Here is a 25457-nt window from a genome sequence, read left to right as displayed (position 1 = left end):
ACTCTTTTGCGGCGATATTGCCGATGGCGGCAGCATCCGATAGCGCTCGGTCCCTTGTCAACTGAACCGAAGAGGGATTGCGCCCGCGCGGCGCATGCGGCGCACTCGGCGACAATCGCGGTCTATGGCAGTCCTTTCCATCTCCAATGCCCATCTTGCTTTCGGCCACGTGGCCCTGCTCGATGGTGCCAATTTCTCGCTCGAAATCGGCGAGCGCGTCGGCCTGATCGGCCGCAACGGCACGGGCAAGTCCTCGCTGCTGAAAATCCTGGCCGGCATCGAGAAGCTCGATGACGGCCTGCTGCAGTTGCAGCAGGGCCTGACCAGCGTCTATGTGCCGCAGGAACCCGAGCTGAGGGCCGACGCAACGATCTTCGATGTGATCAGCGAGGGCGTGGCCGAGGCCAAGGCCTTGCGCGAGCGCTACGAGATCCATGACGAGAACGACGACCTGGCCTGGGTGCAGGAGCGCATCGAGCATATCGGCGCCTGGAACTGGGAGCAGCGGGTCGAGGAGACCCTGCACCGCCTGGGCCTGGATGGCGAGCGCCTGGTCGGTTCGCTGTCGGGCGGGCTGAAGAAGCGGGTGGCGCTGGGCCGGGCCCTGGTGGCCCAGCCCGATGTGCTGCTGCTGGACGAGCCGACCAATCACCTGGACCTGGACGCAATCACCTGGCTGGAAGAGCTGCTGAACAACTTCCAGGGCTCGCTGCTGCTGATCACCCACGACCGCGCCTTCCTGGACAATGTGGCCAACCGCATCGTCGAGCTGGACCGCGGCCAGCTGCGCGGCTACCCGGGCAATTTCGCCGCCTTCACCGCCGCCAAGGCCTATGAGCTGGAGAACGAGGCGCTGTTCAATGCACGCTTCGACAAGCTGCTGGCGCAGGAGGAGATCTGGATACGCAAGGGCGTCGAGGCCCGCCGCACGCGTAGCGTCGCGCGCATCCAGCGCCTCGAACAGATGCGCCTGGCCCACCAGGCGCGCCGCGATGTGCAGGGCAAGGTCAAGCTGGACATCGACACCGGCGGCGCCAGCGGCAAGATCGTCGCCGAGCTGGAAAACGTCTCGAAGAGCTATGGCGAGCGCGTCATCGTGCGCGACTTCACCGCCACGATTCTGCGCGGCGACAAGGTCGGCCTGGTCGGCGCCAACGGGGCCGGCAAAACCACCTTGCTGAAGATGATCCTGGGCGAGCTGGCACCCGACAGTGGCGAGGTGCGCCAGGGCTCGCGGCTGACGGTCGCCTATTTCGACCAGATGCGCGACACGCTGAACCTCGATGCGACGCTGGCCGACACCATCAGCCCCGGCAGCGAGTGGATCGAGATCGGCACGCAGAAGAAGCATGTGAAGAGCTATCTGGGCGACTTCCTGTTCTCGCCGGCCCGCGCCAACTCGCCGGTCAAGAGCCTGTCCGGCGGCGAACGCAACCGCCTTCTGCTGGCCCGGCTGTTCGCCCGCCCGGCCAATGTGCTGGTGCTGGACGAGCCGACCAATGACCTGGACATCGAGACGCTGGAACTGCTGGAGGAATTGCTGGCCGACTACGACGGCACGGTCTTTCTGGTCAGCCATGACCGGCGCTTCCTCGACAACGTCGTCACCTCCACCATCGTCAACGAGGGCGATGGCCGCTGGCGCGAGTACGAGGGCGGTGTGCAGGACTGGCTGATCCAGTCCAAGCGCGCGGCGGCAATCAACGAGCAGCGTGCCAAGCAGGCCGCCACTGTTTTCGCCACTGCACAGGCTGCGGCGCCGGCGGCAACACCTGCCCCCGCGCCAGCGCCCGTGGTCGCCAGTAAGAAGAAGCTCAGCTACAAGGAGCAGCGCGAGCTCGACGAGCTGCCGGCCAAGGTGGCGGCGCTGGAGGCCGAGCAGAAACAGCTCAATGCCTTGCTCAATGGCACCGAGCTTTACACGCAGGGGGCGGCCCGTATCGCCGAGGTGACCGAGCGCGCCGGCCAGATCGACGAGGAATTGCTGAGCCTGATGGAGCGCTGGGAACTTCTTGACGCGAAATAAGCCGGGGGTTTGACCCTTTTGGGTCTCGGCAAACGGCGCCGCAGGCTCAACAATCGGTGGGAGCACAAGGAGTGAGCACCCCGATGAGCCAGGAATCCGCAGCCCCCCCGCGTGCCGAACGGCACGAGCAGATGTTTCCCGTCCTCAGGCCCGAGGAGATCGCGCGCATCAGCCGCTTCGGCACGCTGCAGCAGTTCGCGCGCGGCAGCATGCTGGCCAGGGCCGGCCAGCGCGGGCCGGGCATGGTGGTGGTGCTCAGCGGCCGGGTGCGCATCAGCCAGCGCAACGGCCTGGGCGAGATCGTCCCCATCATCGACAACGGGCCCGGCCAGTTCCTGGCCGAGGTGGGCCAGCTGTCCGGCGCGGCGGCCCTGGTCGACGCCGAGGTGCTGGACGACACCGAGGCCCTGGTGATCCCGACCGAGCAGCTGCGCGCGCTGATCATCGGCGAGGCCGATCTGGGCGAGCGCATCACCCGCGCCTTGATCTTGCGCCGCGTCGGTCTGATCGAGGCCGGCATCAGCGGGCCGGTGCTGGTGGGCGCGCCGGACTCGCCGGCCATCGTGCGGCTGCAGGGTTTTCTGCGCCGCAACGGCCAGCCGCACCAGCAGATGCAGGCCAGCGAATGCTCGGCCACCGCCGCGCTGCTGGAGCAGTACGGGGTGGCGGCCGATGATGCGATGGTGGTCTGCCCGAACGGCGCGGTGCTGGTCAACCCCAGCGAGGCCCAGCTGGCGCGCTGCATCGGCATGCTGGACATGCGCGTGCGCGAGGAGCTGTTCGATGTGCTGATCATCGGTGCCGGCCCGGCCGGGCTGGCGGCGGCCGTCTATGCGGCCTCCGAGGGGCTGTCGGTCGGGGTGCTGGACTGCCGGCATTTCGGCGGCCAAGCCGGGGCCAGCGCCCGCATCGAGAACTATCTGGGCTTTCCGACCGGCATCTCCGGCATGGCGCTGGCCGGGCGCGCCTTTGTGCAGGCGCAGAAGTTCGGTGCCGACCTGATGATCCCGTCCGAGGCGCTGGCACTGGACTGCAGCCGCGCCGGCCCCGAGGGCGAGCTGCGCCTGCAGCTCAGCGATGGCCGCTGGCTGCGCAGCCGCACGGTGGTGGTCGCTAGCGGTGCGCGCTACCGCCGGCCCGAGGTACCGCGGCTGGCCGAGTTCGAGGGCCGCGGGGTCTGGTACTGGGCCTCGGCGGTCGAAGCCCGGCTGTGCGCCCAGGCCGAGGTGGCCCTGGTGGGCGGCGGCAATTCGGCCGGCCAGGCCGCTGTCTTCCTGGCCGGGCATGCGGCCAAGGTGCATATGCTGGTGCGCGGCCCCGATCTGTCGGCCAGCATGTCGCGCTATCTGATCGACCGCATCAGCCACACGCCCAATATCGAGCTGTGCACCCATACCGAGCTCTGCGGGCTGCGCGGCGAGCGAGGCGGCAGCCTGAACGGGCTGCGCTGGCGCGACCGGCGCAGCGGCGCTGAGCACGACTGCGAGTCCCGCAATCTGTTCCTGTTCGTCGGCGCCGAGCCCGAGACCGGCTGGCTGGAGGGCTGCGGCGTGGCGGTCGATGCCCGCGGCTTTGTGCTGACCGGAGCGGCTGCGGCCGAGGCGGCCGGCGCCTATCTGCCGGCCGCGCTGGAGGCGAGCGTGCCGGGGGTGTTCGCGGTCGGCGATGTGCGGGCCGGCTCGGTCAAGCGGGTTGGCGGCGCGATCGGCGAGGGCGCGGCGGCGGTGGCCCAGATTCATAGCTATCTGGCCGGAGGCTGAGCATGCGGCTGCGCCTCAAGGTGGTGTGCGGTGTGCTGCTGCTCTCCAGCTTGTTGGGCGGCCTGGGGCTGTGGATGCTGCGTGCCAGCGTGGCCGCCAGCCATCTGGAACTCGAGCAGCGCGCCGCCCGCGAACACTTTGTGCGCCTGCTGCAGACACTGGACGACGAGCTGGCGCTGCGCGACCGGGTGCTGCGCGAGTGGAGCATCTGGCCGGATTTCTACCAGTTCGCCGAGGACGGCAACCGGCAGTTCGCCGAGCGCAATCTGACGCCGCAAAGCATCGCCAACTCCAGCCTCAACTGGCTGGGCTTCTACGACCCGCAAGGCCAGTTGCGGCACAGCATCGGCGCGCCCGGCCAGGCGGTCGAGCTGCGGCTGCCGCAGGACTTCAGTGCTGCGGTGCAGGCCCAGCTGAGCCGGCCGGCCATCGATACGCGCCTGCCTTGCGGGCTGGCGCGGCTGCGCCAAGACCTGATGATGGTGTGCCGCCGGCCGCTGCTGGACGGACTCAGCGGCGCGCCCGCGCGCGGCACGGTGGCGATCGCCGAATGGCTGAGCCCGGCGGTGATGCTGGCGGTGGCGCGGCGCAGCGGGCTGGACAGCAAGATGCGCCTGCTGCGCGAGGGCGAGGTCTTGCCGGGCCGGCCGGCGAGCTTGGACTTCCAGGCGCTGACCGGCGACGGCCCGGTCTGGCTGGACGAGGCGCCCGACTGGCTGCTGATCAGCTGGCCGGTGCAGGACCTGGCCGGCGCGCCGGTGGCGGTGCTGGAGACGCGCTGGCCGCGCCATATCCAGCAGCGTGGCCAGGAACTGCTGGGGCGGGTGCAGTGGGTGTTGCTGGGCCTGGCGGTCGCGCTGACCCTGGGCCTGCTGCTGCTGGCCGACCGTCTGGTGGTGGCGCGGCTGGTGCGGCTGCGCCGCGAGCTGGCCGATATCCGCGAGCAGCGCCAGTGGGGCCGCCAGGTCACGGTGCAGGGCCAGGACGAGATCACCGAGCTGGCCGGCGGCGCCAACCATCTGCTGGGCGTGATCGCATCCCAGGTCCATGTGCTGGAGCGGCTCTCGCAGACCGATGCGCTGACCGGGCTGGCCAACCGGCGCTGCTTCGGCGAGCGCCTGGAGTTGGCGATGCGCCAGCGCCAGCGCCGCAGCGATGCCGCGCTGAGCTTGCTGCTGATCGATGTCGATCACTTCAAGGCCTATAACGACCGCTACGGCCATCACCAGGGCGATCTGGCCCTGCAGGCGCTGGCGGCATGTCTGGCCCAGGTGGCGCGCCGACCCGAGGATCTGGCGGCACGCCTGGGTGGCGAGGAGTTTGCGCTCTTGCTGACGGCCGACCGCAGCGGCGCCCAGCACTGCGCGACCGAGCTGCGCGCCGCGCTGGCGGCCCGGGGCATCACCCATGAGGCCGGCGGCCCGGGCGGCCTGCTGACCCTCAGCATGGGCCTGACCCTGGCCGTGCCCGGCGAGAGCTCGGACGAGTTCTACCAGCGCGCCGATGCGGCCCTGTACCGCGCCAAGGCGGCGGGGCGGGACCGGCTGATGGAGTAGTGAGCGGGGGCTATTCGGCCGCGTCGGTCTTGACCTCGACGCGGTGGCCGTCCAGATCGCTGAACATCGCGCCGAAATAGCTGTCGCTGATATCGGGCCGCAGCCGTGGCGTGAACAGATCCTGGCCGCCGGCCGCCAGCGCGGCCGCATGGACCTGCACGACCTGCTCGCGCGAGGCGGCGCGCCAGGCAATATGGGCGCCGGGCGCGGTCACCGGGGCATCGGCCGGGTAGATGAAAAAGCACCAGTCCTGGGCGCTGCCGAAGGCGGCTTCCTTGCCGGTATCGCGCTGCAGGCCCAGGCCCAGCGGGGCCAGCACTCGNGAAAAAGCACCAGTCCTGGGCGCTGCCGAAGGCGGCTTCCTTGCCGGTATCGCGCTGCAGGCCCAGGCCCAGCGGGGCCAGCACTCGGGTGTAGAAGGCGGCGGCTTCGGCGTAGTGCCTGGAGCCGATGGAGATGTGGTCGATCATGAGGCGTGAGTTCTCGATGGATGTCGATGAATAATGCGCAGCCCTCAGTGTCGCGGCCCGACAGCGTCGCTGCGGCGCATAGGGCCGGGTCGGTTTGCGGCCTGCCCGCATCTTTTCAGCCGTTTTTGCATGATGACCCTGGACGCCCTGGACAAACGCATCGTCGCGCTCTACCAAGAAGACACCACCCGCTCGGGCGAACTGATCGGCGCCCGTGTCGGGCTCTCCGCAGCGGCGGTGCAGCGCCGGCTCAAGCGCTTGCGCGAGCAGGGCGTGATCCTGGCCGAGGTGGCGCGGCTGGATCCGCGCGCGCTGGGCCTGCACCTGACGGCCCTGGTGCATGTGGACCTGGTGGACGAGTCGGCGCTGGCCGCCGGCGCCTTCTGCCAGCGCCTGCTGGCGCGACCCGAGGTGCAGCAATGCTATGGCGTGACCGGTGAGGCCGACTATGTGCTGGTCATCGTCGTGGCCGATCTGCCCGCCTACGAAGCCTTCTGCGCGGCCTGCCTGCTGCACGACGCCAATGTACGCAGCTTCAAGACGCAGATCGTGCTGGACGCCGTGCGGCGCGCCGGGCCGCTGGCGATCCCCGACTGAGCGCCGGGCCGGCGTGGCGGCCAGGCCATAGGGTCAGGTCTTGCCGAGCCACTCGCTGCGCAGCAGCCGCAGCCGGGTCCAGAACTTGGCGTCCTGCGCGGTCGCGAAGTTGATGCGCATCAGCGTGCCGGCGCGGCGCGTCGCGCTGAACAGCAGGCCCGGCGCGATCAGCCAGCCCTCGTCGAGCAGGCGCTGGGCCAGCCGCTCGGTGTCGACGCCGACATCGACCCAGCCGAACAGGCCTTGCGGCGGCGTGACGAAGCGGCAGCCGGCCTCGAGCGCCAGCCGCACCGAGCGGCCGCGCGCCGCGTCGAGCCGGGTCAGCACGCGCTCGGCATGGCGGCGCAGCTGGCCCTGCTCCAGGCAGATCGCGACGGCGCGGTCCAGCAGCGGGCTGGTGGTCAGGGTCGACAGCAGTTTCAGCTCGGTCAGCTTGGCAATGCGCTCCGGGCTGGCCGCCAGATAGCCGACGCGCCAGGCCGGAGTCAGGATCTTCGAGAAGCCGGAGACATAGAGCGTGCGACGCAGACCGTCCAGCGCCGACAGCCGCGGCGCATGGTTGGGCGCCAGCCAGGCATAGGTATCGTCCTCGACGATCAGCAAATCGCCGGCCTCGGCCAGCTTCAGGATCTGGTGGGCGGCGGCCAAGGACAGCGTATGGCCGGTCGGGTTGTGCAGCACCGAGACGGTGACATACATGCGCGGCCGGTGCTGCTCGATCAGGCGCTGCATGATGGCCAGATCCGGCCCATCGGCACCTCGGGGCACCGGCAGCAGCCGCATGCCGGCCTGGCTCAGCCGGGCGTATTCGATGGCCCAGCCGGGGTCGTCGACCAGCACCGCGTCGCCGGGGTTCAGCAGGCTGCGGGTGATCAGGTCCAGCCCATGGGTGGCGCCCACCGTCGACATGATCTGCGCCGGCTGGGCCGCGATGCCCAGATCGGCCAGGCGCTGGGCCAGCGCCGCGCGCAGCCGCGCATCGCCGCCGGGCTCGCCGTACTGCAGGGCCAGCTGGTCCGGCCCCTCGCTCTGGGCCAGCACCTTGCGCATCGCACTCTGCAGCATCGGCAGGTCCAGCCACTCGGCCGGCAGGGTGCCCAGGCCCGGCGCGCTGCGCGCATCGGCCTGGAACATGCCACGTATCAAGGCGGTGGCATCAAACGGCGCCTGGCTCGGCAGGCGCACGGGGCGCGGCTCGGGCGCGGCTGTGCGCCCGGCCCGCACGCCAGACTCCCGGACAAAGAAGCCGCGCTGCTTGCGCGCCTCCAGCAGGCCCTGGGCCAGCAACTGGTCGTAGGCGGCGACCACGGTGTAAGGGCTGACGCCATGATGCCGTGCGCATTCGCGCACCGAGGGCAGGCGCGAGCCCGGCAGCAGCAGGCGCTGGGCGATGCGCTCGGAAAAGCGCTGTGCCAGCTGTTCGGCCAGCGGCACGCTGGAGGCGCGTGACAGGATGGCCGCGTTGTTGCCGCTACTGCTTGTGCTGGTATCCATGCCAATACAGTCGTTTGTGATGTCCGGCAAAGTGTACTGGTTCTGTATTGGTTGTCGAGACTAGACTGGGACGCATGACAGCCCTCGCCAGCCCGCCGCCCGCCCGTCTCGACGACGCCAGTCGCGGGTTGTTGTTGGGGGCTCTGGGCGTGTTCATCTTCGCCCTGAGCATCCCGATGACGCGGCTGGCCGGCGGCACGGCGGCGGCGCCGCAGCTCGATCCGCTGTTCGTCGCGCTGGGCCGGGCGGCGCTGGCCGGCCTGCTGTCGGCCGCCTATCTGTGGCTGAGCGGCGCGTCCCGGCCCCGGCGCGAGCAATGGGCGCCGCTGGCCTGGACCGCGGCCGGCGTGGTGTTCGGCTGGCCGCTGCTGCTGGGTTATGCGGTGCGTCATGTCGATGCGGTCCATGCCTCGGTGATCTCGGGCGTGCTGCCGCTGGCCACCGCCGCGATGGCCGCCCTGGTGCTGCGCCAGCGGCCCTCGCTGGGTTTCTGGGCCTGCGCGCTGGCCGGTCTGGGCCTGGTGATCGCGTTTGCCTGGTGGCGCGGCGCGGCCGGCTTCCAGTGGGCCGATGGCCTGCTGCTGGGCGCGGTGCTGAGCGCCTCGGCCGGCTATGTGGGCGGCGCGCGGCTGAGCGCGCAGATGCCGCCGCAGCAGGTGATCTGCTGGGTGCTGGTGCTGAGCCTGCCGATCACGCTGCCGGTGGCGGCCCTGACCTGGCCGGCCCAGCCGATCGCCTGGTCGGCCTGGGGCGGTTTCCTCTATGTCTCCTTGTTTTCGATGTGGCTGGGCTTCTTCGCCTGGTACCGGGCGCTGGCGATAGGCGGCACGCTGCGGGTCAGCCAGGTGCAGGTGATCCAGCCCTTTTTGTCGATGCTGCTGGCTGTGCCGGTGCTGGGCGAGCGGCTCGACGCGATGACCCTGGTGTTCGCGCTGGCGGTGATTGCGATGGTGTGGCTGGGCAAGAGAATGCCGGTGGAGACGCGCCCATGAGAACGCTGGGAATCCTGGGTGGCATGAGCTGGGAGTCCAGCGCCCATCTGTACAAGCTGCTGAACCAGGGCATGGCCGCCAGGCTGGGCGGCCTGCACAGCGCGCGGCTGATCTTGCACAGCGTCGACTTTGCCGAGATCGAGGCGCTGCAGCGCCGTGGTGACTGGGCCGCAGCGGCCGCCCTGCTGGGCCGTGCCGGCGCCGGGTTGAAGGCGGCCGGCGCCGAAGGCCTGCTGATCGCGACCAACACCATGCACAAGGTGGCTGACGAGATTGAGGCCTTGAGCGGCCTGCCGCTGATCCACATCGTCGACGGCACGGCCGCCGCGCTGCGAGCCGCCGGCATCGAGCGTGCCGGCCTGTTGGCGACCGCTTACACGATGGAGCAGGATTTCTACCGCAGCCGCATGGCGCGCCACGGCATTGAATTGCTGACGCCCGATGCGCCGGGCCGCGCCGAGGTGCACCGCATCATCTATGAAGAGTTGTGCCGGGGCCGCATCGTCGATGGCTCGCGCCGCTTCTATGAGCAGCAGGTCGCCGCGCTGGCCGCCGCCGGTGCGCAGGCGGTGATACTGGGCTGCACCGAGGTCTGCCTCTTGCTGGACCCGGCCACGGCGTCCACCCCCGTGCCCCTTTTTGACAGCACATCGCTCCATGCGCAGGCCGCACTGGACTGGATATTGGCTGCGCCACAATCGAATAAACCTGTTGGAGACCTGAAACCATGAGCAGCCCCTGGACCCAAGCGCGCCGTGCCGCGCGCATGAACCCGTCGATCATCCGCGAGATCCTGAAGGTCACCGAGAAGCCCGGCATCCTGTCGATGGCCGGCGGTCTGCCCTCGGCCGACACCTTTCCGGTCGACGCGCTGAAGGCCGCCTGTGATCAGGTGCTGAGCAAGAACGCCAAGGAGGCGCTGCAATATGCGTCCAGCGAGGGCTTTGCGCCGCTGCGCGAGTGGGTGGCGGCCAAGGTCGGCACCTTGGGCCTGAACGCACGACCCGATCAGGTGCTGATCACCAGCGGCTCGCAGCAGGGCCTGGATCTGGTGGGCAAGATCCTCTGCGATGCCGGCGCGCCGGTGGCCGTCGAGACGCCCACCTATCTGGGTGCGCTGCAGGCCTTCACGCCCTATGAGCCGATCTTCACCAGCCTGGCCAGCGACGAGCAGGGCGTGCGCCCCGAGGCGATTGCCGCGCTGCCGCACGATGCGCCGGGCACGCGCTTCTCCTATCTGCTGCCCAACTACCAGAACCCGACCGGCCGGGTGATGAGCCTGGCCCGCCGCGAGGCCGTGGTGGCCGCCGCGCAGGCCGCGCGCGTGCCCATCGTCGAGGACAACCCCTATGGCGATCTGTGGTTCGACGAGCCGCCGCCGGCCTCGCTGAGCTCGTTGTGGCCCGAGGGCTCGATATATCTGGGCTCCTTCTCCAAGGTGCTGACGCCGGGCTTCCGTCTGGGCTACATCGTCGCGCCCGATGAGCTGTATCCGAAGCTGCTGCAGGCCAAGCAGGCGGCCGATCTGCACACGCCGGGCTTCAATCAGCGCGTGGTCCACGAGGTCATCAAGAACGGCTTCCTCGACCTGCATGTGCCCAAGATCCGGGCCCGCTACAAGGCCAATCGCGATGCGATGGCCGCCGCGCTGCAAGAGCATCTGCCGACTGGCTGCGAATGGCAGAGCCCGGCCGGCGGCATGTTCTTCTGGATCCGTCTGCCCGAGGGTTTTGATGCGATGGCCTTGCTGCCGCTGGCCGTCGAGGCCGGCATCGCCTATGTGCCGGGCGCGGCCTTCTATGCCCACAAGCCCGACCCGCGCAGCCTGCGCCTGTCCTTCGTGACCCTGACGCCGGAGCTGATCACCGAGGGGGTCGCGATCCTGGGCCGGGTCTTGCGCGAGGCTCTGGTCGAGACGGCGGAGACGACGACGCCATGAGCCAGCTCAGAAGGTTTGCCCAGGTCGATGTGTTCACGGCCGAGCCCCTGCGGGGCAATGCGCTGGCCGTCGTGATCGACGGCGAGGGCCTGGACGAGGCGCAGATGGCCGCGTTCGCGCGCTGGACCAATCTGTCCGAGACCACCTTCTTGCTGCCGCCCACCGACCCGGCGGCGGATTACCGCCTGCGCATCTTCACACCCGGCGGTGAGCTGCCTTTCGCCGGCCATCCGACCCTGGGCTCGGCCCATGCCTGGCTGGCCTCCGGCGGCGATCCGAGGAAGCCCGGCGAGCTGGTGCAGCAATGCGCGATCGGCCTGGTGAGGCTCAAGCGCGAGGGCGCACGGCTGGCCTTTGCTGCGCCGCCGCTGCGGCGCAGCGGGCCGGTTGATACGGCGCTGCGGGCCCAGGTGGCGCGTTCGCTGCGGCTTGCCGAGGCCGAGCTGCTCGATGTGGTCTGGGTCGACAACGGCCCGGGCTGGATGGCGGCGCGGCTCAAGGATGCGGCGGCGGTGCTGGCGCTGCGGCCCGATTTCCTTGCGATGCAGGGGCTCAAGCTGGGCGTGGTCGGTGCCTATCCCGCCGGGGCGGCCGAGGCCTTCGAGGTGCGCGCCTTCGTGCCCGGCCTGGGTGTGCCCGAGGATCCGGTCACCGGCAGCCTCAATGCCGGCCTGGCCTTGTGGCTTCAGGGGGCAGGTCTTGCGCCGGAGCGCTATATTGCAGCGCAGGGCGCGGCGCTGGGGCGGGCCGGCAAGGTGCATGTGGCGCGCGAGGGTGAGCACACCTGGATCGGCGGCGATGTGACGCCGCTGATCCATGGCCAAGTGAGGCTTTGAGCAGCATGGAACTCGATCATCTGGTGGTGGGTGCGGACACGCTGGAGGCCGGCGTGGCCTGGTGCGAACGGGTGCTGGGCGTCACGCCCGCGCCCGGCGGCAAGCACGCGCTGATGGGCACGCACAACCGCCTGCTGAACATCAGCGGCCTGAATCACCCGCGCAGCTATCTGGAGATCATCGCGATCGACCCCGAGGCGCCGGCCCCGGGCCGCGCGCGCTGGTTCGATCTGGATCAGCCGGGCCTGCAGGCGGCCCTGAAGCAGGGGCCGGGCCTGATCCACTGGGTGGCGCGGGTGCCGAATCTGGAGGCCGCGCTGGCCTACTGGCGTGGCGAGGGCGTCGACGCCGGCGAGCCGGTGGCGGCCTCGCGCGGCGTACTGAGCTGGCAGATCGCGCTGCGCGAGGATGGTCGCCGGCTGCGGCGCGAGGCGCTGCCGACCTTGATCCAATGGGGTGAGACCCATCCGACCGATACCTTGCCGGCCAGCGGCGTGCAACTGCTGGGCTTTGACTCGCGCGATGGCCTGAAGGCCAGGCTGCGGACACCGCAGGGCGAGGTCGAGCTGGACTTGGTCGGATGACGACGGACGCCACGCTGGATCTGTTTCGCGAGGACGCGACGCTGCGCGAATGCACGGCGCGCCTGCTGCGCGCCGACGAGCGCGGCCTGCTGCTGGACCGCACGGTGTTCTATCCGATGGGCGGTGGCCAGGCCGGCGATGCCGGCGTGTTCGAGCTGCCCGATGGCCGGCTGATCGTGATCGCCGACACCCGCAAGGGGGAGGGGGGCGAGATCCTGCATCTGCCCGCCGGCGGTCAGTCGTTCGAGGGCCTGAGCCCGGGCGTCATCGTGCGGGCCCGCATCGACTGGTCGCGCCGCCATGCCCATATGCGCTTTCATACCGCCACGCACCTCTTGTGCGCGCTGGTGCCCCATCCGGTCGATGGCTGCTCGATCACGGCCGGCTATGCGCGGCTGGACTTCCATATGACCGAGGCGCTGGACAAGGACGAGTTGACGGCCGGCATCGCCCGTCTGGTGGCCGGTGCGCATGCGGTCACTCATCGCTGGATCAGCGACGAGGAACTGGACGCCAATCCGGGCCTGGTGCGCAGCATGAGCGTGCAACCCCCGCGCGGATCGGGGCGGGTGCGGCTGCTGAGCATCGAGGGCATAGACCTGCAGCCCTGCGGCGGCACGCATGTGGCGAACACCGCCGAGATCGGTGCGGTCGTCGTGACGAAGATTGAGAAGAAGTCCGCGAAGACGCGCAGAGTCGTGGTGGGCTTTGCGACATGAAGCTAGTGGGGCGCGCCGCCTCGATCAATGTGCGCAAGGTCTTGTGGACCTGCGCCGAACTGGGCCTGGACCCCGAGCGCGAGGAGCCGGACATGGCCGCACCGGCGCTGCGCCGGCTCAACCCCAACGCGATGGTGCCGGTGCTGCTGGACGGCGATTTCGTGCTCTGGGAGAGCAACAGCATCTGCCGCTATCTGGCCGGCCGTGAGCGACGTGTCGATCTCTTGCCGGCCGAGCCCCGTGCGCGGGCGCTGGTCGAGCAATGGATGGATTGGCAGGCCGGCGAGCTGAACAACTCATGGCGCTATGCCTTCATGAGCCTGGTGCGGCGCAGCCCTGCGCATCAGGACGCGAGCCTGCTGCAGGCCGGCGTGGCCGGCTGGAACCGGCATATGGGGATGCTGGAGAAGCGGCTGGCGGCCAGTGGCGCCTACCTCTGCGGCGCCGAGTTCACGCTGGCCGATGTGGTGCTGGGCCTGTCGGTGCAGCGCTGGATGATGACCGCGATGGACAAGCCGGCACTGCCGGCTGTCCAGGCCTACTACGAGCGCTTGAGCGAGCGGCCGGGCTTCATGGCCCATGGTCGCAACGGCCTGCCCTGAGGCCAGCGCCTTACTGATTGCGGAAGTTGTCGTGGCAAGCCTTGCAGCTGCCGGCGGCGCTGCCGAAGGCGGCCTTCAGCTGGTCGAGGTTGTTGGCCTTGGCGGCCGCCGCCAGCTTGATGACCTCGTCCTGCATCTTCTTCGCGCCCTCGTCGAACTTCGCCCGCTCGGTCCAGACCTTGGTGTTGGGCTGGCCCTTCTCGGTGCCCGCCGTGCCTTCGACAAAGCCGGCATAGGGCAGCTTGGACATCGCGACCACGATGTCAGCGTTCGCCGCTGCGGCTGCCGCATCGAAGGGCACGCGGCCCTGGGCCATCGCGCCGATGCGGCCGAAGTGTGCGGCCATCACGGTGAAGGCGGCCTTGCGGTACTTGACGGCGTCCTCGGGCTTCTGGAACTGCGCGGCGGCGGGCAGGGCGCTGGCCAGGCCGGCCAGGGCGGCCACGGTGGTCAGGGTTTGCTTCATCATGCTGGGGATTCCTTGCAGACGGGTTGATCAGGCGCGAGTGGCGCTTCGCCACGGGCTTGTGCAGTGTACGAAGGCTTGGCCTTGTTTGCAGGGCTGGGCCGGGGCCAGTTCTTGCGTTATCTTTGCTGCGATGCAAACGGCGGGATGAAAACAATGGCTGAGGCTTCGACAAGCGGGGCAACGAGCCTGGTGCGGGTGTGGGATTTGCCGACGCGGCTGTTCCACTGGGTGCTGGCGCTGTGTGTGCTGGGCTCGGTGGTCAGCGCCAAGATCGGCGGCAATGCGATGGTCTGGCATATGCGGCTGGGCTATGCGGTGCTGACCTTGCTGCTGTTTCGCCTGTTATGGGGCCTGGTGGGTGGGCGCTGGTCGCGCTTTGCCAGTTTCATCTACAGCCCGGCCGCCTGGCTGCGCTATCTGCGTGGCCGCCCGCAGCGCGGCGACTGGTTCGAGGTCGGGCACAGCCCGCTGGGTGCCTTGTCGGTGCTGGCGATGCTGGGCTGGCTCGTGGTGCAGGTGGGTTCGGGTCTGATCGCCGATGACGAGATCGCGATCACCGGGCCGCTGGTGCGCTTCGTCTCAATGGACACCAGCCTGGCCTGGACCGGGCATCACAAGAGCTGGGGGCAATGGCTGATCTATGCCTTGGTCGCGTTGCATCTGCTGGCCATTGTGTTCTATCGCGTCGTCAAGAAGCGCCGCCTGGTGGGGCCGATGATCAGCGGAGATAAGGTGCTGCCGCCGGAGGTGCCGGCCTCGCGTGACAGTGCCGCCACCCGCGGGCTGGCCTTGCTGCTGCTGGCGGCGAGCGCTGCGGCGGTGGCCTGGCTGGTGAGCCTGGGTACACTTTGACGCGTTCATGAGCAGTCCCGACATCACCCTGATAGCTCCCGACGATGCCGAAGGCTGGCAGGCTGTCCGCGAGATCCTGCGCGAGTACAGCCAGAGCCTGGCGGTCGATCTTAGCTTCCAGAACTTCGAGTCGGAGCTGCAGCAGCTGCCGGGGCAGTACGCGCAGCCGGGCGGCCTGATGCTGCTGGCCTTGGTCGATGGCGCGCTGGCCGGCTGCGGCGCCTTCCGCAACCTGCCCGATTCCGACTATCCGAACGCCTGCGAGATGAAGCGGCTTTATGTGCGACCGGCGTTTCGCCGTTTCGGCCTGGGACGCACACTGGCCCAGGCCCTGATCGACCGCGCTACCGAGGCCGGCTACTCGTCCATGCTGCTGGACACGCTGGACGATATGGAGGCGGCGCGCGGGCTTTATGAAAGCCTGGGCTTTGTCGAGGTGCCACCGTTTTATTTCAATCCGGTGCCGGGTGCGCACTACCTGAAAGTCGAACTGGGCTGAGTTACAGCGCATTACCGCCTTAGCATCGCGGCATGACCGATGAACTGATCGAATTGGCCGGCCCGCACCGGGCCACCCTCGGCGAATCGCCGCTCTGGCACGCGCAGGAGCAAGCCCTCTACTATGTGGACATCGCCGAGCGTCAGGTCTTGCGCCTGGACCCCGCCAGCGGCGCGCTCAAGTCCTGGCAGCTGGACAGCGAGCCCGGCTGCATCGCGTTGCTGGCCGGTGGCGGCCTGCTGGTGGCCCGGCGCGACGGCTTGTGGCGGCTCGACACCGAAAGCGGCGCGCAGGCGCAGATCGCACCCGCGCCCTATGACGCGGCGCGCCAGCGCTTCAATGACGGCAAGCCTGATGCGCAGGGGCGCTTCTGGGTGGGCACGATAGACGATGCGCGCGCCCCTGATTCGGCGTTGTTCCGCTTTGCCGGTGGCGCGTTCGAGCAGATGGCCGGCGGCATCGTCACCTCCAATGGCCTGGCTTGGAGCCCCGACCAGCGCCGGCTCTACTGGTCGGACACCAAGGCGCATCAGATCTACCAGCTGGATTTCGATGCAGGCAGCGGCGCGGTCAGCAACAAGCGCCTGTTCGCCGGCTTTGCGCCGCGTGCCGCCGGCGCTTCACTGGATGAGTATGGCGGCCGGCCCGATGGCGCGGCGGTCGATGTGGAGGGTTGCTACTGGGTGGCGATGTTCGAGGGCCAGCGCCTGCTGCGGCTCTCGCCCGAGGGCCGGGTGCTGCGGGAGCTGCGCCTGCCGGTGCGCTGCCCGACCATGCCCGCTTTTGGCGATGCCGATCTGCGCACGCTCTACATCACGACGGCCTGCGAGAAGCGGCCGGCCGAGGAACTGGCGGCCCAGCCCTGGGCCGGCCGCGTGCTGAAAGTGCGGGTTGAGGTGCCGGGCTTGCCGGCGCTGATGGCGGATGTCGCACGGCTCTGAGACCGTGCCCTGCCAGAAGTCATGGCCGCCGGCAAGTACGCCTGACCGACTTGTAGGGAGACCCCGCCACCCGCCTTGGCGGCGATGTGCGGGTTTCCACATATAATCTTTGGGTTTTGCCGACCAGCCCCGAGTTGCCGTGAATCCAAACCCTCTGCACGCACGACCGAAAGCCGTGCGCAGCGCTGATGAGGGGCAGGACAGCCGCTGGGGTGATGAGGGAGGAGATGCGGACGATGACGCGGCTTTCAAGCCCCTGACGCGAGAGCAAGCGCAGGCCTTGAAGGCACGGAGTCCTCTGCTGTCGCCCTGGCAGATCGTGGCGGCCCAGGCGTTGGCGGGATTGTTGTGCGTCCTGCTGTGGGGCTTGTTCACGTTCGAGGCCGGCAAGGCGTGGTCGGCGCTGTTTGGCGCGATCGCGGTGGTGCTGCCGAATGCCTTGATGGCATGGGGCACGACCCGACGACCGATGAATCATGCGGGAGCCGCTTTGGTCTCGCTGATGATCTGGGAGTTGATCAAGATCTTTCTGGTCATTGCCATTTTGGTGGCGGTGGTCAAGATGGTAGGCAATCTGAGTTGGCCGGCACTGCTGCTGACCATGATTGTGTGCCTCAAGGTTAATTGGCTGGTCCTGCTCACGCGGGGCCGATTCAAGAAAATTAGCGACGGAAACTGATATGGCAGCCGAAGGACATGGGCCCAGCGCTGGTGAGTACATCACTCACCACCTGCAACATCTGCAGAAGAATTTCTCGTTCGAAAGCGTCAAGCAGACCAGCATCGTCGACTTCAGCGTCTTCAATCTGGACTCGGTGGCGTTCTCGCTGCTGCTGGGCGTGATCGGCTGCTTCGTGCTGTGGCGCGCCGCGCGCAAGGCCACCTCGGGCGTGCCGGGCCGCTTCCAGGCTGCTGTCGAGATCCTGTCCGAGATGGTCGAGAACCAGGCCAAGGGCGTGATCCACAACGCCAAGAGCCGCAAGCTGGTCTCGCCGCTGGCGCTGACCGTGTTCGTCTGGATCTTCCTGATGAATGCGATGGACATGCTGCCGGTCGACCTGATTCCGGCGATCTGGCACAGCGCCGGTCCGGCCCTGGGCTTCAAGGATTACATGCGTGTCGTGCCGACCGCCGACCTGTCCACCACGCTGGGCCTGTCGAGCAGCGTGCTGCTGATGTGCTTCTTCTACAACATCAAGATCAAGGGCCTGGGCGGTTGGGGTCATGAGCTGATCTCGGCGCCGTTCGGCGCGCACTGGGCGCTGTGGCCTTTCAACTTCCTGATGCAGGTCATCGAGTTCGTCGCTAAGACGGTCTCGCACGGCATGCGGTTGTTCGGCAATATGTTTGCCGGCGAACTGGTCTTCATGCTGATCGCACTGATGGGTGGTGCGTTCACGCTGTCGGCTACGGGCATCGGCCTGGCCATTGGCCATGTCATTGCCGGTACGGTGTGGACCTTGTTCCACATTCTTGTGATCACGCTGCAGGCCTTCATCTTCATGATGCTGACGCTGATCTACATCGGTCAGGCGCACGACGCGCACTGATCACGAGTTTCTCTTTTCTCTTTCTTTCTTTCATCTCTCTAGGAGCAAATAATGGAAAACATCCTCGGCCTCGTGGCACTGGCTTGCGGCATCATCGTTGGTCTGGGCGCTATCGGCGCTTCCATCGGCATCGCGCTGATGGGTGGCAAGTTCCTGGAGTCCTCGGCTCGCCAGCCTGAGCTGATGAACGAACTGCAAACCAAGATGTTCATCTTGGCCGGCCTGATCGACGCAGCTTTCCTGATCGGCGTGGCTATCGCTCTGCTGTTCGCGTTCGCCAACCCCTTCGTGCTGGCCTGATAACTCCCGAACCTTTCACGACTTGAAAGGATCGTGCCGTGAATATCAACGCAACCCTATTTATCCAGGCGATCGTCTTCGCGATCCTGGTGTGGTTCACGATGCGTTTCGTCTGGCCGCCTATCACCAAGGCGCTGGATGAACGTGCAGAGAAGATCCGCGACGGCCTGGCCGCTGCGGACAAGGCCAAGGCCGAGTTGGCAACCGCCAACAAGAAGGTCGACGAGCAGCTCGCACAAACGCGCAACGAAACCACCAAGCTGCTGGCCGACGCCGAAAAGCGTGCCGCTGCCATCGTGGACGAAGCCAAGAAGCGTGCCGAGGACGAGGGCGCCAAGATCGTGGCAGCCGCCAAGTCCGAGGCCGACCAGCAAGCCACCCGTGCCCGCGAGGCCCTGCGTGAGCAGGTCGCAGCGCTGGCCGTCAAGGGTGCCGAGCAAATTCTGCAGCGCGAGGTCAACGCCTCGGTGCATGCCGAATTGCTGGGCCGTCTGAAGACGGAGCTGTAATCATGGCTGAGCTCGCAACCATTGCACGCCCTTACGCTGAAGCGCTCTACCAGGTCGCCAAGAAGCACGATGTGAAAGCCTGGGGTGCGGCGCTCGACGCGCTGTCCCTGGTCGCACAGGATGCCGATCTGCGCCAGTTCGCCGACAACCCCAAGGTCACGTCCGAGCAGGTCTACGCGGTGGTTGCCGCGGCGGCCAAGCAAGACCTGGCCCCGGAGCTGCAGAATTTTCTGCGCGCGGTGATCGAGAACTCGCGCCTGGCGGCTCTGCCGGCGGTGGTCGGACAGTTCCATGTCCTGGCCAACGCGGCTGACGGCGTGGCTGATGCACAGATCTTCAGTGCCTACCCCATTGAGCCAGCCCAGCTGAGCGATGTGGTGGCCACGCTGGAGAAGCGCTTCGGTCGCAAGCTCGAAGCCCATGTATCGCTGGAGCCCTCGCTGATTGGCGGTATCCGCGTGGTGGTTGGCGACGAGGTGCTGGACACCTCGGTCAAGGCCCGCCTGGAACGCATGAAGGTGGCCCTGACCGCCTGATCGATCCGATCAAGCGCGACGAACACCGAGACCGAATCACCCCCTTAGCCCGCCCGTGTGGCTGCCACAAGCGCAGCGCACGGCAGGGCCGAGCAGATGGGAGCAAGCAATGCAACTGAATCCTGCTGAAATTTCCGAACTCATCAAGTCCCGTATCGAGGGTCTCGGTGCATCGACGGACGTCCGTAACCAGGGCACCGTGGTGTCCGTGTCCGACGGCATCTGCCGCATCCATGGTCTGTCCGACGTGATGCAAGGCGAAATGCTGGAGTTCCCGGCCGACGCCAGCGGCCAGCCCTCGTTCGGCCTGGCCCTGAACCTCGAGCGCGACTCCGTCGGCGCCGTGATTCTGGGTGCCTACGAGCACATTTCCGAAGGCGATACCGTCAAGTGCACGGGCCGCATTCTGGAAGTGCCGGTCGGCCCCGAGCTGATCGGCCGCGTTGTCAACGCGCTGGGCCAGCCGATCGACGGCAAGGGTCCGATCAACGCCAAGATGACCGACGTGATCGAAAAGGTCGCTCCGGGCGTGATCGCCCGTAAGTCGGTCGACCAGCCGCTGCAGACCGGCCTGAAGTCCATCGACGCGATGGTGCCCGTCGGCCGTGGCCAGCGCGAGCTGATCATCGGTGACCGCCAGACCGGCAAGACCGCCGTGGCCATCGACGCCATCATCAGCCAGAAGGGCCAGGGCGTGACCTGCGTTTACGTCGCGATCGGCCAGAAGGCCTCGTCGATCAAGAACGTGGTGCGCTCGCTGGAGCAAGCCGGCGCGATGGAGTACACCATCGTCGTGGCCGCCTCGGCCTCCGAATCGGCCGCGATGCAGTATGTGTCGGCCTACTCGGGCTGCACGATGGGCGAGTACTTCCGCGACCGCGGTCAAGATGCGCTGATCGTTTATGACGATCTGTCCAAGCAGGCCGTCGCCTACCGCCAGGTCTCGCTGCTGCTGCGCCGCCCGCCGGGCCGCGAAGCTTACCCGGGCGATGTGTTCTATCTGCACAGCCGTCTGCTGGAGCGCGCAGCTCGCGTCAACGCCGACTATGTCGAAGCCTTCACCAAGGGTGAAGTCATGGGCAAGACCGGCTCGCTGACGGCGCTGCCCATCATCGAAACGCAAGCCGGTGACGTGTCTGCCTTCGTGCCGACCAATGTGATCTCGATCACCGACGGCCAGATCTTCCTGGAAACCAGCCTGTTCAACGCCGGTATCCGCCCCGCCATCAACGCCGGTATCTCGGTGTCGCGCGTCGGTGGTGCTGCCCAGACCAAGCTGATCAAGGGCCTGTCCGGCGGTATCCGTACCGACCTGGCGCAGTACCGTGAGCTGGCCGCGTTCGCGCAGTTCGCTTCCGATCTGGACGAGTCCACCCGCAAGCAGCTGGACCGCGGTGCCCGCGTGACCGAGCTGCTGAAGCAGGCCCAGTATTCGCCCCAGCCGATCAGCCTGATGGCTGCCACGCTGTACGCGGTGAATAAGGGCTTCATGGACAGCATCGAGGTCAAGCAGGTGCTGGCCTTCGAGCACGGCCTGCACCAGTTCCTGAAGACCAGCCACGCTGCGTTGCTGGCCAAGCTCGAGGCCGAGCAGGCCTTCGACAAGGCCGGCACGTCCGAAGCTGAACTGAACGCTGCGATCACTTCCTTCAAGAAGTCCTTCGCCTAATGACCATGACCGGGCTGTGATGCAAAAAGCGGCCCGGACCTAACAGGAGAAATCATGGCATCAAGCAAGGAAATTCGCGGCAAGATCAAGTCGGTCGAGAACACCAAGAAGATCACCAAGGCCATGGAAATGGTGGCCGCTTCGAAGATGCGCAAGGCGCAGGAGCGGATGCGTTCGGCCCGGCCCTACAGCCAGAAGATCGGCAATATCGCCGCCAATCTGGCCACGGCCAACCCCGAGTACAAGCACCCCTTCCTGGTCAAGAACGAGCAGGCCAAGACGGCCGGTTTCGTCGTGGTCACGACCGACAAGGGTCTTTGCGGTGGCCTCAATACCAACCTCTTGCGCGCGGCCACGGCCAAGCTCAAGGAGCTGGAAACAGCCGGCCAGAAGGCCGAGGTCGTTGCCATCGGCAACAAGGGCCTGTCCTTCATGAACCGCATCGGCGCCAAGGTGGTCTCGCAGGTCACGCAGCTGGGCGACCAGCCGCACATCGAGAAGATGATCGGCCCGGTCAAGGTGCTGCTGGACGCATACGCCGAAGGCAAGCTCAGCGCCGTCTACCTCTGCTACACCCGCTTCATCAACACGATGAAGCAGGAGGCCGTCGTGCAGCAACTGCTACCGCTGACGACCGAGGGCATGAAGACCGATGGCGGCTCGCACGCATGGGACTACATCTACGAGCCCGATGCCGCGACCGTGATCGACGAGCTGCTGTTGCGCTATACCGAGGCCCTGGTCTATCAGGCTGTGGCCGAAAACATGGCGTCCGAGCAATCGGCACGCATGGTGGCCATGAAGGCTGCCACCGACAACGCAGGCACCCTGATCGGTGAGCTGAAGCTGGTCTACAACAAGACCCGCCAGGCCGCGATCACCAAGGAGCTCAGCGAGATTGTCAGTGGCGCGGCCGCCGTGGGCTGATCGCGATCGAACGCTAATAGTTTTGGAATTGAAGGAACGAAAAAATGGCTAACACTCAACAAGTGGGCAAGATCGTTCAGTGCATCGGCGCCGTGGTGGACGTGGAGTTCCCGCGCAACCAGATGCCGAAGGTCTACGACGCACTGAAGATGCAAGGCTCGTCGCTGACCCTCGAAGTCCAGCAGCAGCTGGGCGACGGCGTGGTGCGCACGATTGCTCTGGGCTCGTCCGACGGCCTGCGCCGCGGCACCGAAGTCTTCAACACCGGCGAGAACATCAAGGTTCCCGTGGGCAAGGCAACGCTGGGCCGCATCATGGACGTGCTCGGCGCGCCCATCGACGAGCGTGGCCCGGTTGACCAGACCCTGGTCATGCCGATTCACCGCAAGGCCCCGGCCTACGACGAACTGAGCCCCTCGCAAGAGCTGCTGGAAACCGGCATCAAGGTGATTGACCTGATCTGCCCGTTCGCCAAGGGCGGCAAGGTGGGTCTGTTCGGTGGCGCCGGCGTCGGCAAGACCGTCAACATGATGGAGCTGATCAACAACATCGCCAAGGCTCACTCGGGTCTGTCGGTGTTCGCTGGTGTCGGTGAGCGTACCCGCGAGGGCAACGACTTCTATCACGAGATGGCCGATTCGGGCGTCGTGAACCTCGAGAAGCTCGAAGACTCCAAGGTCGCGATGGTCTACGGCCAGATGAACGAGCCTCCGGGCAACCGTCTGCGCGTGGCCCTGACCGGTCTGACGATCGCCGAGTCCTTCCGTGACGAAGGCCGCGACGTGCTGTTCTTCGTGGACAACATCTACCGCTACACGCTGGCCGGTACCGAAGTGTCCGCGCTGCTGGGTCGTATGCCTTCCGCCGTGGGTTACCAGCCGACGCTGGCCGAGGAAATGGGCCGTCTGCAAGAACGGATCACGTCGACCAAGGTCGGCTCGATCACCTCGATCCAGGCCGTCTACGTCCCTGCGGATGACTTGACCGACCCCTCGCCTGCCACGACCTTCGCCCACTTGGACTCCACCGTGGTGCTGTCGCGTGACATCGCCTCGCTGGGTATCTACCCCGCCGTGGACCCGCTGGACTCGACCTCGCGTCAGCTGGACCCGAACGTGGTCGGCGACGAGCACTACACGACGGCCCGTGCCGTCCAGCAAGTGCTGCAGCGCTACAAGGAACTGCGCGACATCATCGCGATTCTGGGCATGGACGAACTGTCGCCGGAAGACAAGCTGGCCGTGTCGCGCGCCCGCAAGATCCAGCGCTTCCTGTCGCAGCCTTTCCATGTGGCCGAAGTGTTCACCGGCTCGCCCGGCAAGTACGTGCCGCTGAAGGAAACCATCCGTGGCTTCAAGATGATCGTGGCCGGTGAGTGCGATCACCTGCCCGAGCAGGCCTTCTACATGGTCGGCACCATCGACGAAGCCTTCGAGAAGGCGAAGAAGCTGCAGTAATCGCGACACCAGCGGCAAGCGGCTCGACGGGGCCGTGCGCCGCTGATCCGCTACTGAAGTTTCTTAACGCTAAGGAAGATTGAGATGGCAACTATCCACGTTGATGTGGTTTCCGCCGAAGAGCTGATCTTCTCGGGCGAGGCCAAGTTCGTCGCGCTGCCGGGCGAGGGCGGTGAGCTGGGCATCCTGCCCCAGCACACGCCGCTGATCACCCGCATCAAGCCGGGTGCCGTGCGCATCGAGAAAGCCGATGGCGGCGAAGAGTTTGTCTTCGTGGCCGGCGGCATTCTGGAAGTGCAGCCCGGCACGGTCACCGTGCTGGCCGACACCGCGATCCGCGGCAAGGACCTGGACGAAGCCAAGGCCTCGGAAGCCAAGAAGCTGGCCGAGGAAGCGATGAAGAACGCCAAGAGCGATATCGACTTTGCCGCCGCGCAGAGCGAGTTCGCCGCGATGGCCGCCCAGATCGCTGCGCTGCGAAAGTTCCGCAAGAAATAGAGGTCTTGCGGGACGGACCTGGCGACGCACGCGCAGCGTGCACGCCTGCTCTGTTCCCAGCCGACCGGAGCCCGCGCTCTTTGCAACGCCCGCCGACGCAAGTCGGGCGGGCGTTTTTCATACACTGCCACCCTATGCCCACCGCCATCTCCCTGACCCGCGACCAAGGCATGGATGCCCTGGAGCTGCTCGCTCCCGACGGCGCCCGCGCCACGCTGCTGCTGCATGGCGCCCATATCGTCTCCTGGGTGCCGGCCGGTGCCGACGAGCAGCTCTATCTGTCACCGAAGTCGGTCTTCGCCACCGGCCAGGCGATACGCGGCGGCGTGCCGGTGTGCTTTCCACAGTTCGCCGCGCGCGGTCCGCTGCAAAAGCATGGTTTCGCGCGCAACAAGCCCTGGCAGCTGGTGTCGGCCGAGCAGGGCGAGGATGACGCGCTGGCAGTCTTGCGCCTGGCCGACGACGCCGCTTCGCGCATGTTCTGGCCGCATGCCTTCGAGGCCGAGCTGAGCGTGCGCGTGGCCGGTCGCAGCCTGGAGATCGAACTGGCCTGCGAGAACCGGGGCGACACGGCTTTCAGCTTCACCGGCGCGCTGCACAGCTATCTGCGCGTTCAGGATCTGAATGAAAGCAGCGTTCAGGGCCTGTCGGGCCTGCACTACTGGGACTCGGTCGAGAACGTCGAGAAGAGCCAGCGTGTCGACCTGCTGCTGCCGGGCAGCCCCGGCGCGCAGGACCTCGACCGCATCTACCACCAGGTCAAGCAAGACCTGACCCTGGTCGAGCAGCGCGGCGCCGACAAGCGCGAGCTGCTGATCCGCCAGCAGGGCTTCGAGGACGCGGTGGTCTGGAACCCCGGCGCCGAGAAATGCGCGGCGCTGGCCGATATGCCGGCCGAGGGCTGGCGGCAGATGTTGTGCATCGAGGCGGCGGCGATCGAGCATCCAATCATGCTGGCCCCCGGCGAGAGCTGGGCCGGCATGCAAAGCCTGACCCTGCTCTAGAGCTCACTCAGAGCAGCACCACCGCGTCTGGCAGCTCGTTCGGGTTTTTCTGTCCCTCGGTCAGCGGATAGTGCTGGCGCAGCAGGCGGTCGACCGCATCGACCGCCGCGATCAGGCCCGGCTCGAAACGGCCGGCGCGCAGATCGGCGCGCAGCCCCTCGATCACCGCCGCCCATTCGGCCGCCGACACCCTGGTGTTGAGCCCGCGGTCGGCGACGATCTCGATCGCGTGGTCGGCCAGCAGCAGATAGATCAGCACGCCGTTGTTGGTCTCGGTGTCCCAGACCCGCAGCTTGCCGAACAGGGTGACCGCCCGGTCGCGGGCGCAGAGGCCCTTCCACAGATAGGACAGCGGCAGCCCGGCCTCCACGCAGACGCAGATCTCGCCGCTGTGGTGGGTCTCGCTGTCGCGCACCTTCTGCTCCAGATGCGGCACGGCCGCGCCGGGCAGGGCGCGCTTCAGATCGGACTCATCGGTCCAGCGGTGTTGCAGCAGCCGCAGCAGGCGGTTCTTGGTCAGCGTCGGCATCACCAGTCTCCCGAGGCGCCACCGCCTCCAAAATCGCCCCCGCCGCCGGACGAGAAGCCGCCGCCGCCTCCACCGCCCCAGCCGCCGCCACCGCCACCCCAGATGATCGGGCCGCCGCTGCCCAGGCCCCCGCGCCCGCCGC

Annotated in this window: 28 protein-coding genes; 24 read left to right on the top strand and 4 right to left on the bottom strand. The window is 67.4% G+C overall.

The window, feature by feature from the left end; all coding sequences use genetic code 11:
- Nucleotides 1–124 precede the first annotated feature (124 nt).
- The 3 genes from PO768_RS16260 to PO768_RS16250 all read left to right on the top strand — a co-directional run bounded on the left by PO768_RS16260 (nt 125) and on the right by PO768_RS16250 (nt 5342).
- Nucleotides 125–2026: an ATP-binding cassette domain-containing protein gene (locus PO768_RS16260; RefSeq protein WP_272646885.1), complete on the top strand. Its 1902-nt coding sequence runs from the start codon at nt 125–127 to the stop codon at nt 2024–2026.
- 83 nt (nt 2027–2109) lie between these two features.
- On the top strand, nt 2110–3786 hold the full coding sequence (locus tag PO768_RS16255) for an FAD-dependent oxidoreductase (protein WP_272646884.1): 1677 nt from the start codon (nt 2110–2112) through the stop codon (nt 3784–3786).
- 2 nt (nt 3787–3788) lie between these two features.
- Entirely contained in the window at nt 3789–5342 is a 1554-nt protein-coding gene (locus PO768_RS16250; RefSeq protein ID WP_272646883.1) for a GGDEF domain-containing protein, read from the top strand.
- A 10-nt stretch (nt 5343–5352) separates the two neighbouring features.
- On the opposite strand, the gene PO768_RS16245 is transcribed toward PO768_RS16250, so the two are convergent.
- Nucleotides 5353–5661 (bottom strand): VOC family protein, encoded by a 309-nt coding sequence (locus PO768_RS16245; protein ID WP_272646882.1) that lies wholly within the window; start codon nt 5659–5661, stop codon nt 5353–5355.
- A 280-nt stretch (nt 5662–5941) separates the two neighbouring features.
- Here PO768_RS16245 and PO768_RS16240 point away from each other — a divergent pair, with 280 nt between their 5' ends.
- Nucleotides 5942–6409: an Lrp/AsnC family transcriptional regulator gene (locus PO768_RS16240; protein WP_272646881.1), complete on the top strand. Its 468-nt coding sequence runs from the start codon at nt 5942–5944 to the stop codon at nt 6407–6409.
- 33 nt (nt 6410–6442) lie between these two features.
- Here PO768_RS16240 and PO768_RS16235 read toward each other — a convergent pair whose 3' ends face one another.
- On the bottom strand, nt 6443–7903 hold the full coding sequence (locus PO768_RS16235) for an aminotransferase-like domain-containing protein (protein WP_272646880.1): 1461 nt from the start codon (nt 7901–7903) through the stop codon (nt 6443–6445).
- Nucleotides 7904–7977: 74 nt separating this feature from the next.
- Between PO768_RS16235 and PO768_RS16230 the strand changes: the two genes are divergently transcribed.
- The 7 genes from PO768_RS16230 to PO768_RS16200 are packed head-to-tail and all read left to right on the top strand — an operon-like array spanning nt 7978 to nt 13575.
- Nucleotides 7978–8895 carry a DMT family transporter gene (locus PO768_RS16230; protein WP_272646879.1) on the top strand — a complete coding sequence of 306 codons (918 nt, stop codon included), beginning with the start codon at nt 7978–7980 and terminating at the stop codon, nt 8893–8895.
- Nucleotides 8892–9626 carry an aspartate/glutamate racemase family protein gene (locus PO768_RS16225; protein WP_272646878.1) on the top strand — a complete coding sequence of 245 codons (735 nt, stop codon included), beginning with the start codon at nt 8892–8894 and terminating at the stop codon, nt 9624–9626. Before PO768_RS16230 ends, PO768_RS16225 begins: the two co-directional genes overlap by 4 nt.
- Nucleotides 9623–10834: an aminotransferase-like domain-containing protein gene (locus PO768_RS16220; protein WP_272646877.1), complete on the top strand. Its 1212-nt coding sequence runs from the start codon at nt 9623–9625 to the stop codon at nt 10832–10834. The genes PO768_RS16225 and PO768_RS16220 overlap by 4 nt, the downstream gene beginning before the upstream one ends.
- Nucleotides 10831–11670: a PhzF family phenazine biosynthesis protein gene (locus PO768_RS16215; protein ID WP_272646876.1), complete on the top strand. Its 840-nt coding sequence runs from the start codon at nt 10831–10833 to the stop codon at nt 11668–11670. The genes PO768_RS16220 and PO768_RS16215 overlap by 4 nt, the downstream gene beginning before the upstream one ends.
- A gap of 5 nt (nt 11671–11675) precedes the next feature.
- On the top strand, nt 11676–12254 hold the full coding sequence (locus tag PO768_RS16210) for a VOC family protein (RefSeq protein WP_272646875.1): 579 nt from the start codon (nt 11676–11678) through the stop codon (nt 12252–12254).
- Entirely contained in the window at nt 12251–12973 is a 723-nt protein-coding gene (locus tag PO768_RS16205) for an alanyl-tRNA editing protein (protein ID WP_272646874.1), read from the top strand. Before PO768_RS16210 ends, PO768_RS16205 begins: the two co-directional genes overlap by 4 nt.
- Nucleotides 12970–13575, top strand: coding sequence for a glutathione S-transferase family protein (locus PO768_RS16200; protein ID WP_272646873.1), 606 nt, complete (start codon nt 12970–12972; stop codon nt 13573–13575). Before PO768_RS16205 ends, PO768_RS16200 begins: the two co-directional genes overlap by 4 nt.
- A 10-nt stretch (nt 13576–13585) precedes the next feature.
- On the opposite strand, the gene PO768_RS16195 is transcribed toward PO768_RS16200, so the two are convergent.
- Nucleotides 13586–14041 (bottom strand): c-type cytochrome, encoded by a 456-nt coding sequence (locus PO768_RS16195; RefSeq protein ID WP_272646892.1) that lies wholly within the window; start codon nt 14039–14041, stop codon nt 13586–13588.
- Between the two features lie 156 nt (nt 14042–14197).
- On the opposite strand from PO768_RS16195, the gene PO768_RS16190 reads away from it, so the two are divergent.
- From PO768_RS16190 to PO768_RS16130, 13 genes are all read left to right on the top strand, one after another.
- Nucleotides 14198–14896, top strand: a complete 699-nt coding sequence (locus PO768_RS16190; RefSeq protein WP_272646872.1) for a cytochrome b/b6 domain-containing protein — start codon at nt 14198–14200, stop codon at nt 14894–14896.
- A 7-nt stretch (nt 14897–14903) separates the two neighbouring features.
- Complete coding sequence (locus PO768_RS16185) at nt 14904–15395, top strand: GNAT family N-acetyltransferase (RefSeq protein WP_272646871.1); 492 nt, start codon at nt 14904–14906, stop codon at nt 15393–15395.
- A gap of 32 nt (nt 15396–15427) precedes the next feature.
- Nucleotides 15428–16336, top strand: coding sequence for an SMP-30/gluconolactonase/LRE family protein (locus tag PO768_RS16180; RefSeq protein WP_272646870.1), 909 nt, complete (start codon nt 15428–15430; stop codon nt 16334–16336).
- A gap of 175 nt (nt 16337–16511) precedes the next feature.
- The gene (locus PO768_RS16175) at nt 16512–17015 is read left to right on the top strand and encodes an ATP synthase subunit I (protein WP_272646869.1); all 504 of its coding nucleotides are present in this window, start codon (nt 16512–16514) and stop codon (nt 17013–17015) included.
- Nucleotide 17016: 1 nt separating this feature from the next.
- Complete coding sequence (atpB, locus tag PO768_RS16170; protein WP_137942793.1) at nt 17017–17886, top strand: F0F1 ATP synthase subunit A; 870 nt, start codon at nt 17017–17019, stop codon at nt 17884–17886.
- A 51-nt stretch (nt 17887–17937) separates the two neighbouring features.
- The gene (atpE, locus tag PO768_RS16165; protein WP_137942794.1) at nt 17938–18186 is read left to right on the top strand and encodes a F0F1 ATP synthase subunit C; all 249 of its coding nucleotides are present in this window, start codon (nt 17938–17940) and stop codon (nt 18184–18186) included.
- 38 nt (nt 18187–18224) lie between these two features.
- Nucleotides 18225–18695, top strand: coding sequence for a F0F1 ATP synthase subunit B (locus PO768_RS16160; protein ID WP_137942795.1), 471 nt, complete (start codon nt 18225–18227; stop codon nt 18693–18695).
- 2 nt (nt 18696–18697) lie between these two features.
- Nucleotides 18698–19231, top strand: coding sequence for a F0F1 ATP synthase subunit delta (locus PO768_RS16155; RefSeq protein ID WP_266003475.1), 534 nt, complete (start codon nt 18698–18700; stop codon nt 19229–19231).
- 109 nt (nt 19232–19340) lie between these two features.
- Entirely contained in the window at nt 19341–20900 is a 1560-nt protein-coding gene (gene atpA / locus PO768_RS16150) for a F0F1 ATP synthase subunit alpha (RefSeq protein WP_272646868.1), read from the top strand.
- Nucleotides 20901–20954: 54 nt separating this feature from the next.
- Complete coding sequence (atpG, locus tag PO768_RS16145) at nt 20955–21827, top strand: F0F1 ATP synthase subunit gamma (RefSeq protein ID WP_266003477.1); 873 nt, start codon at nt 20955–20957, stop codon at nt 21825–21827.
- A 44-nt stretch (nt 21828–21871) separates the two neighbouring features.
- Nucleotides 21872–23284, top strand: coding sequence for a F0F1 ATP synthase subunit beta (atpD, locus tag PO768_RS16140; protein WP_266003478.1), 1413 nt, complete (start codon nt 21872–21874; stop codon nt 23282–23284).
- An 84-nt stretch (nt 23285–23368) separates the two neighbouring features.
- Nucleotides 23369–23782, top strand: a complete 414-nt coding sequence (locus tag PO768_RS16135) for a F0F1 ATP synthase subunit epsilon (RefSeq protein ID WP_262971724.1) — start codon at nt 23369–23371, stop codon at nt 23780–23782.
- 134 nt (nt 23783–23916) lie between these two features.
- Complete coding sequence (locus tag PO768_RS16130) at nt 23917–24786, top strand: D-hexose-6-phosphate mutarotase (RefSeq protein WP_272646867.1); 870 nt, start codon at nt 23917–23919, stop codon at nt 24784–24786.
- Nucleotides 24787–24793: 7 nt separating this feature from the next.
- Here PO768_RS16130 and PO768_RS16125 read toward each other — a convergent pair whose 3' ends face one another.
- Entirely contained in the window at nt 24794–25315 is a 522-nt protein-coding gene (locus PO768_RS16125) for a TPM domain-containing protein (protein ID WP_272646866.1), read from the bottom strand.
- Nucleotides 25316–25457 lie beyond the last annotated feature (142 nt).

Origin of the sequence: Paucibacter sp. XJ19-41, assembly GCF_028462495.1 — a bacterium.
In the GTDB taxonomy this organism is placed as follows: Bacteria; Pseudomonadota; Gammaproteobacteria; order Burkholderiales; family Burkholderiaceae_C; genus Roseateles_E.
The sequence above is the reverse complement of the archived record's forward strand: the minus strand, read 5'-3'. Positions and strand labels throughout refer to the sequence as shown.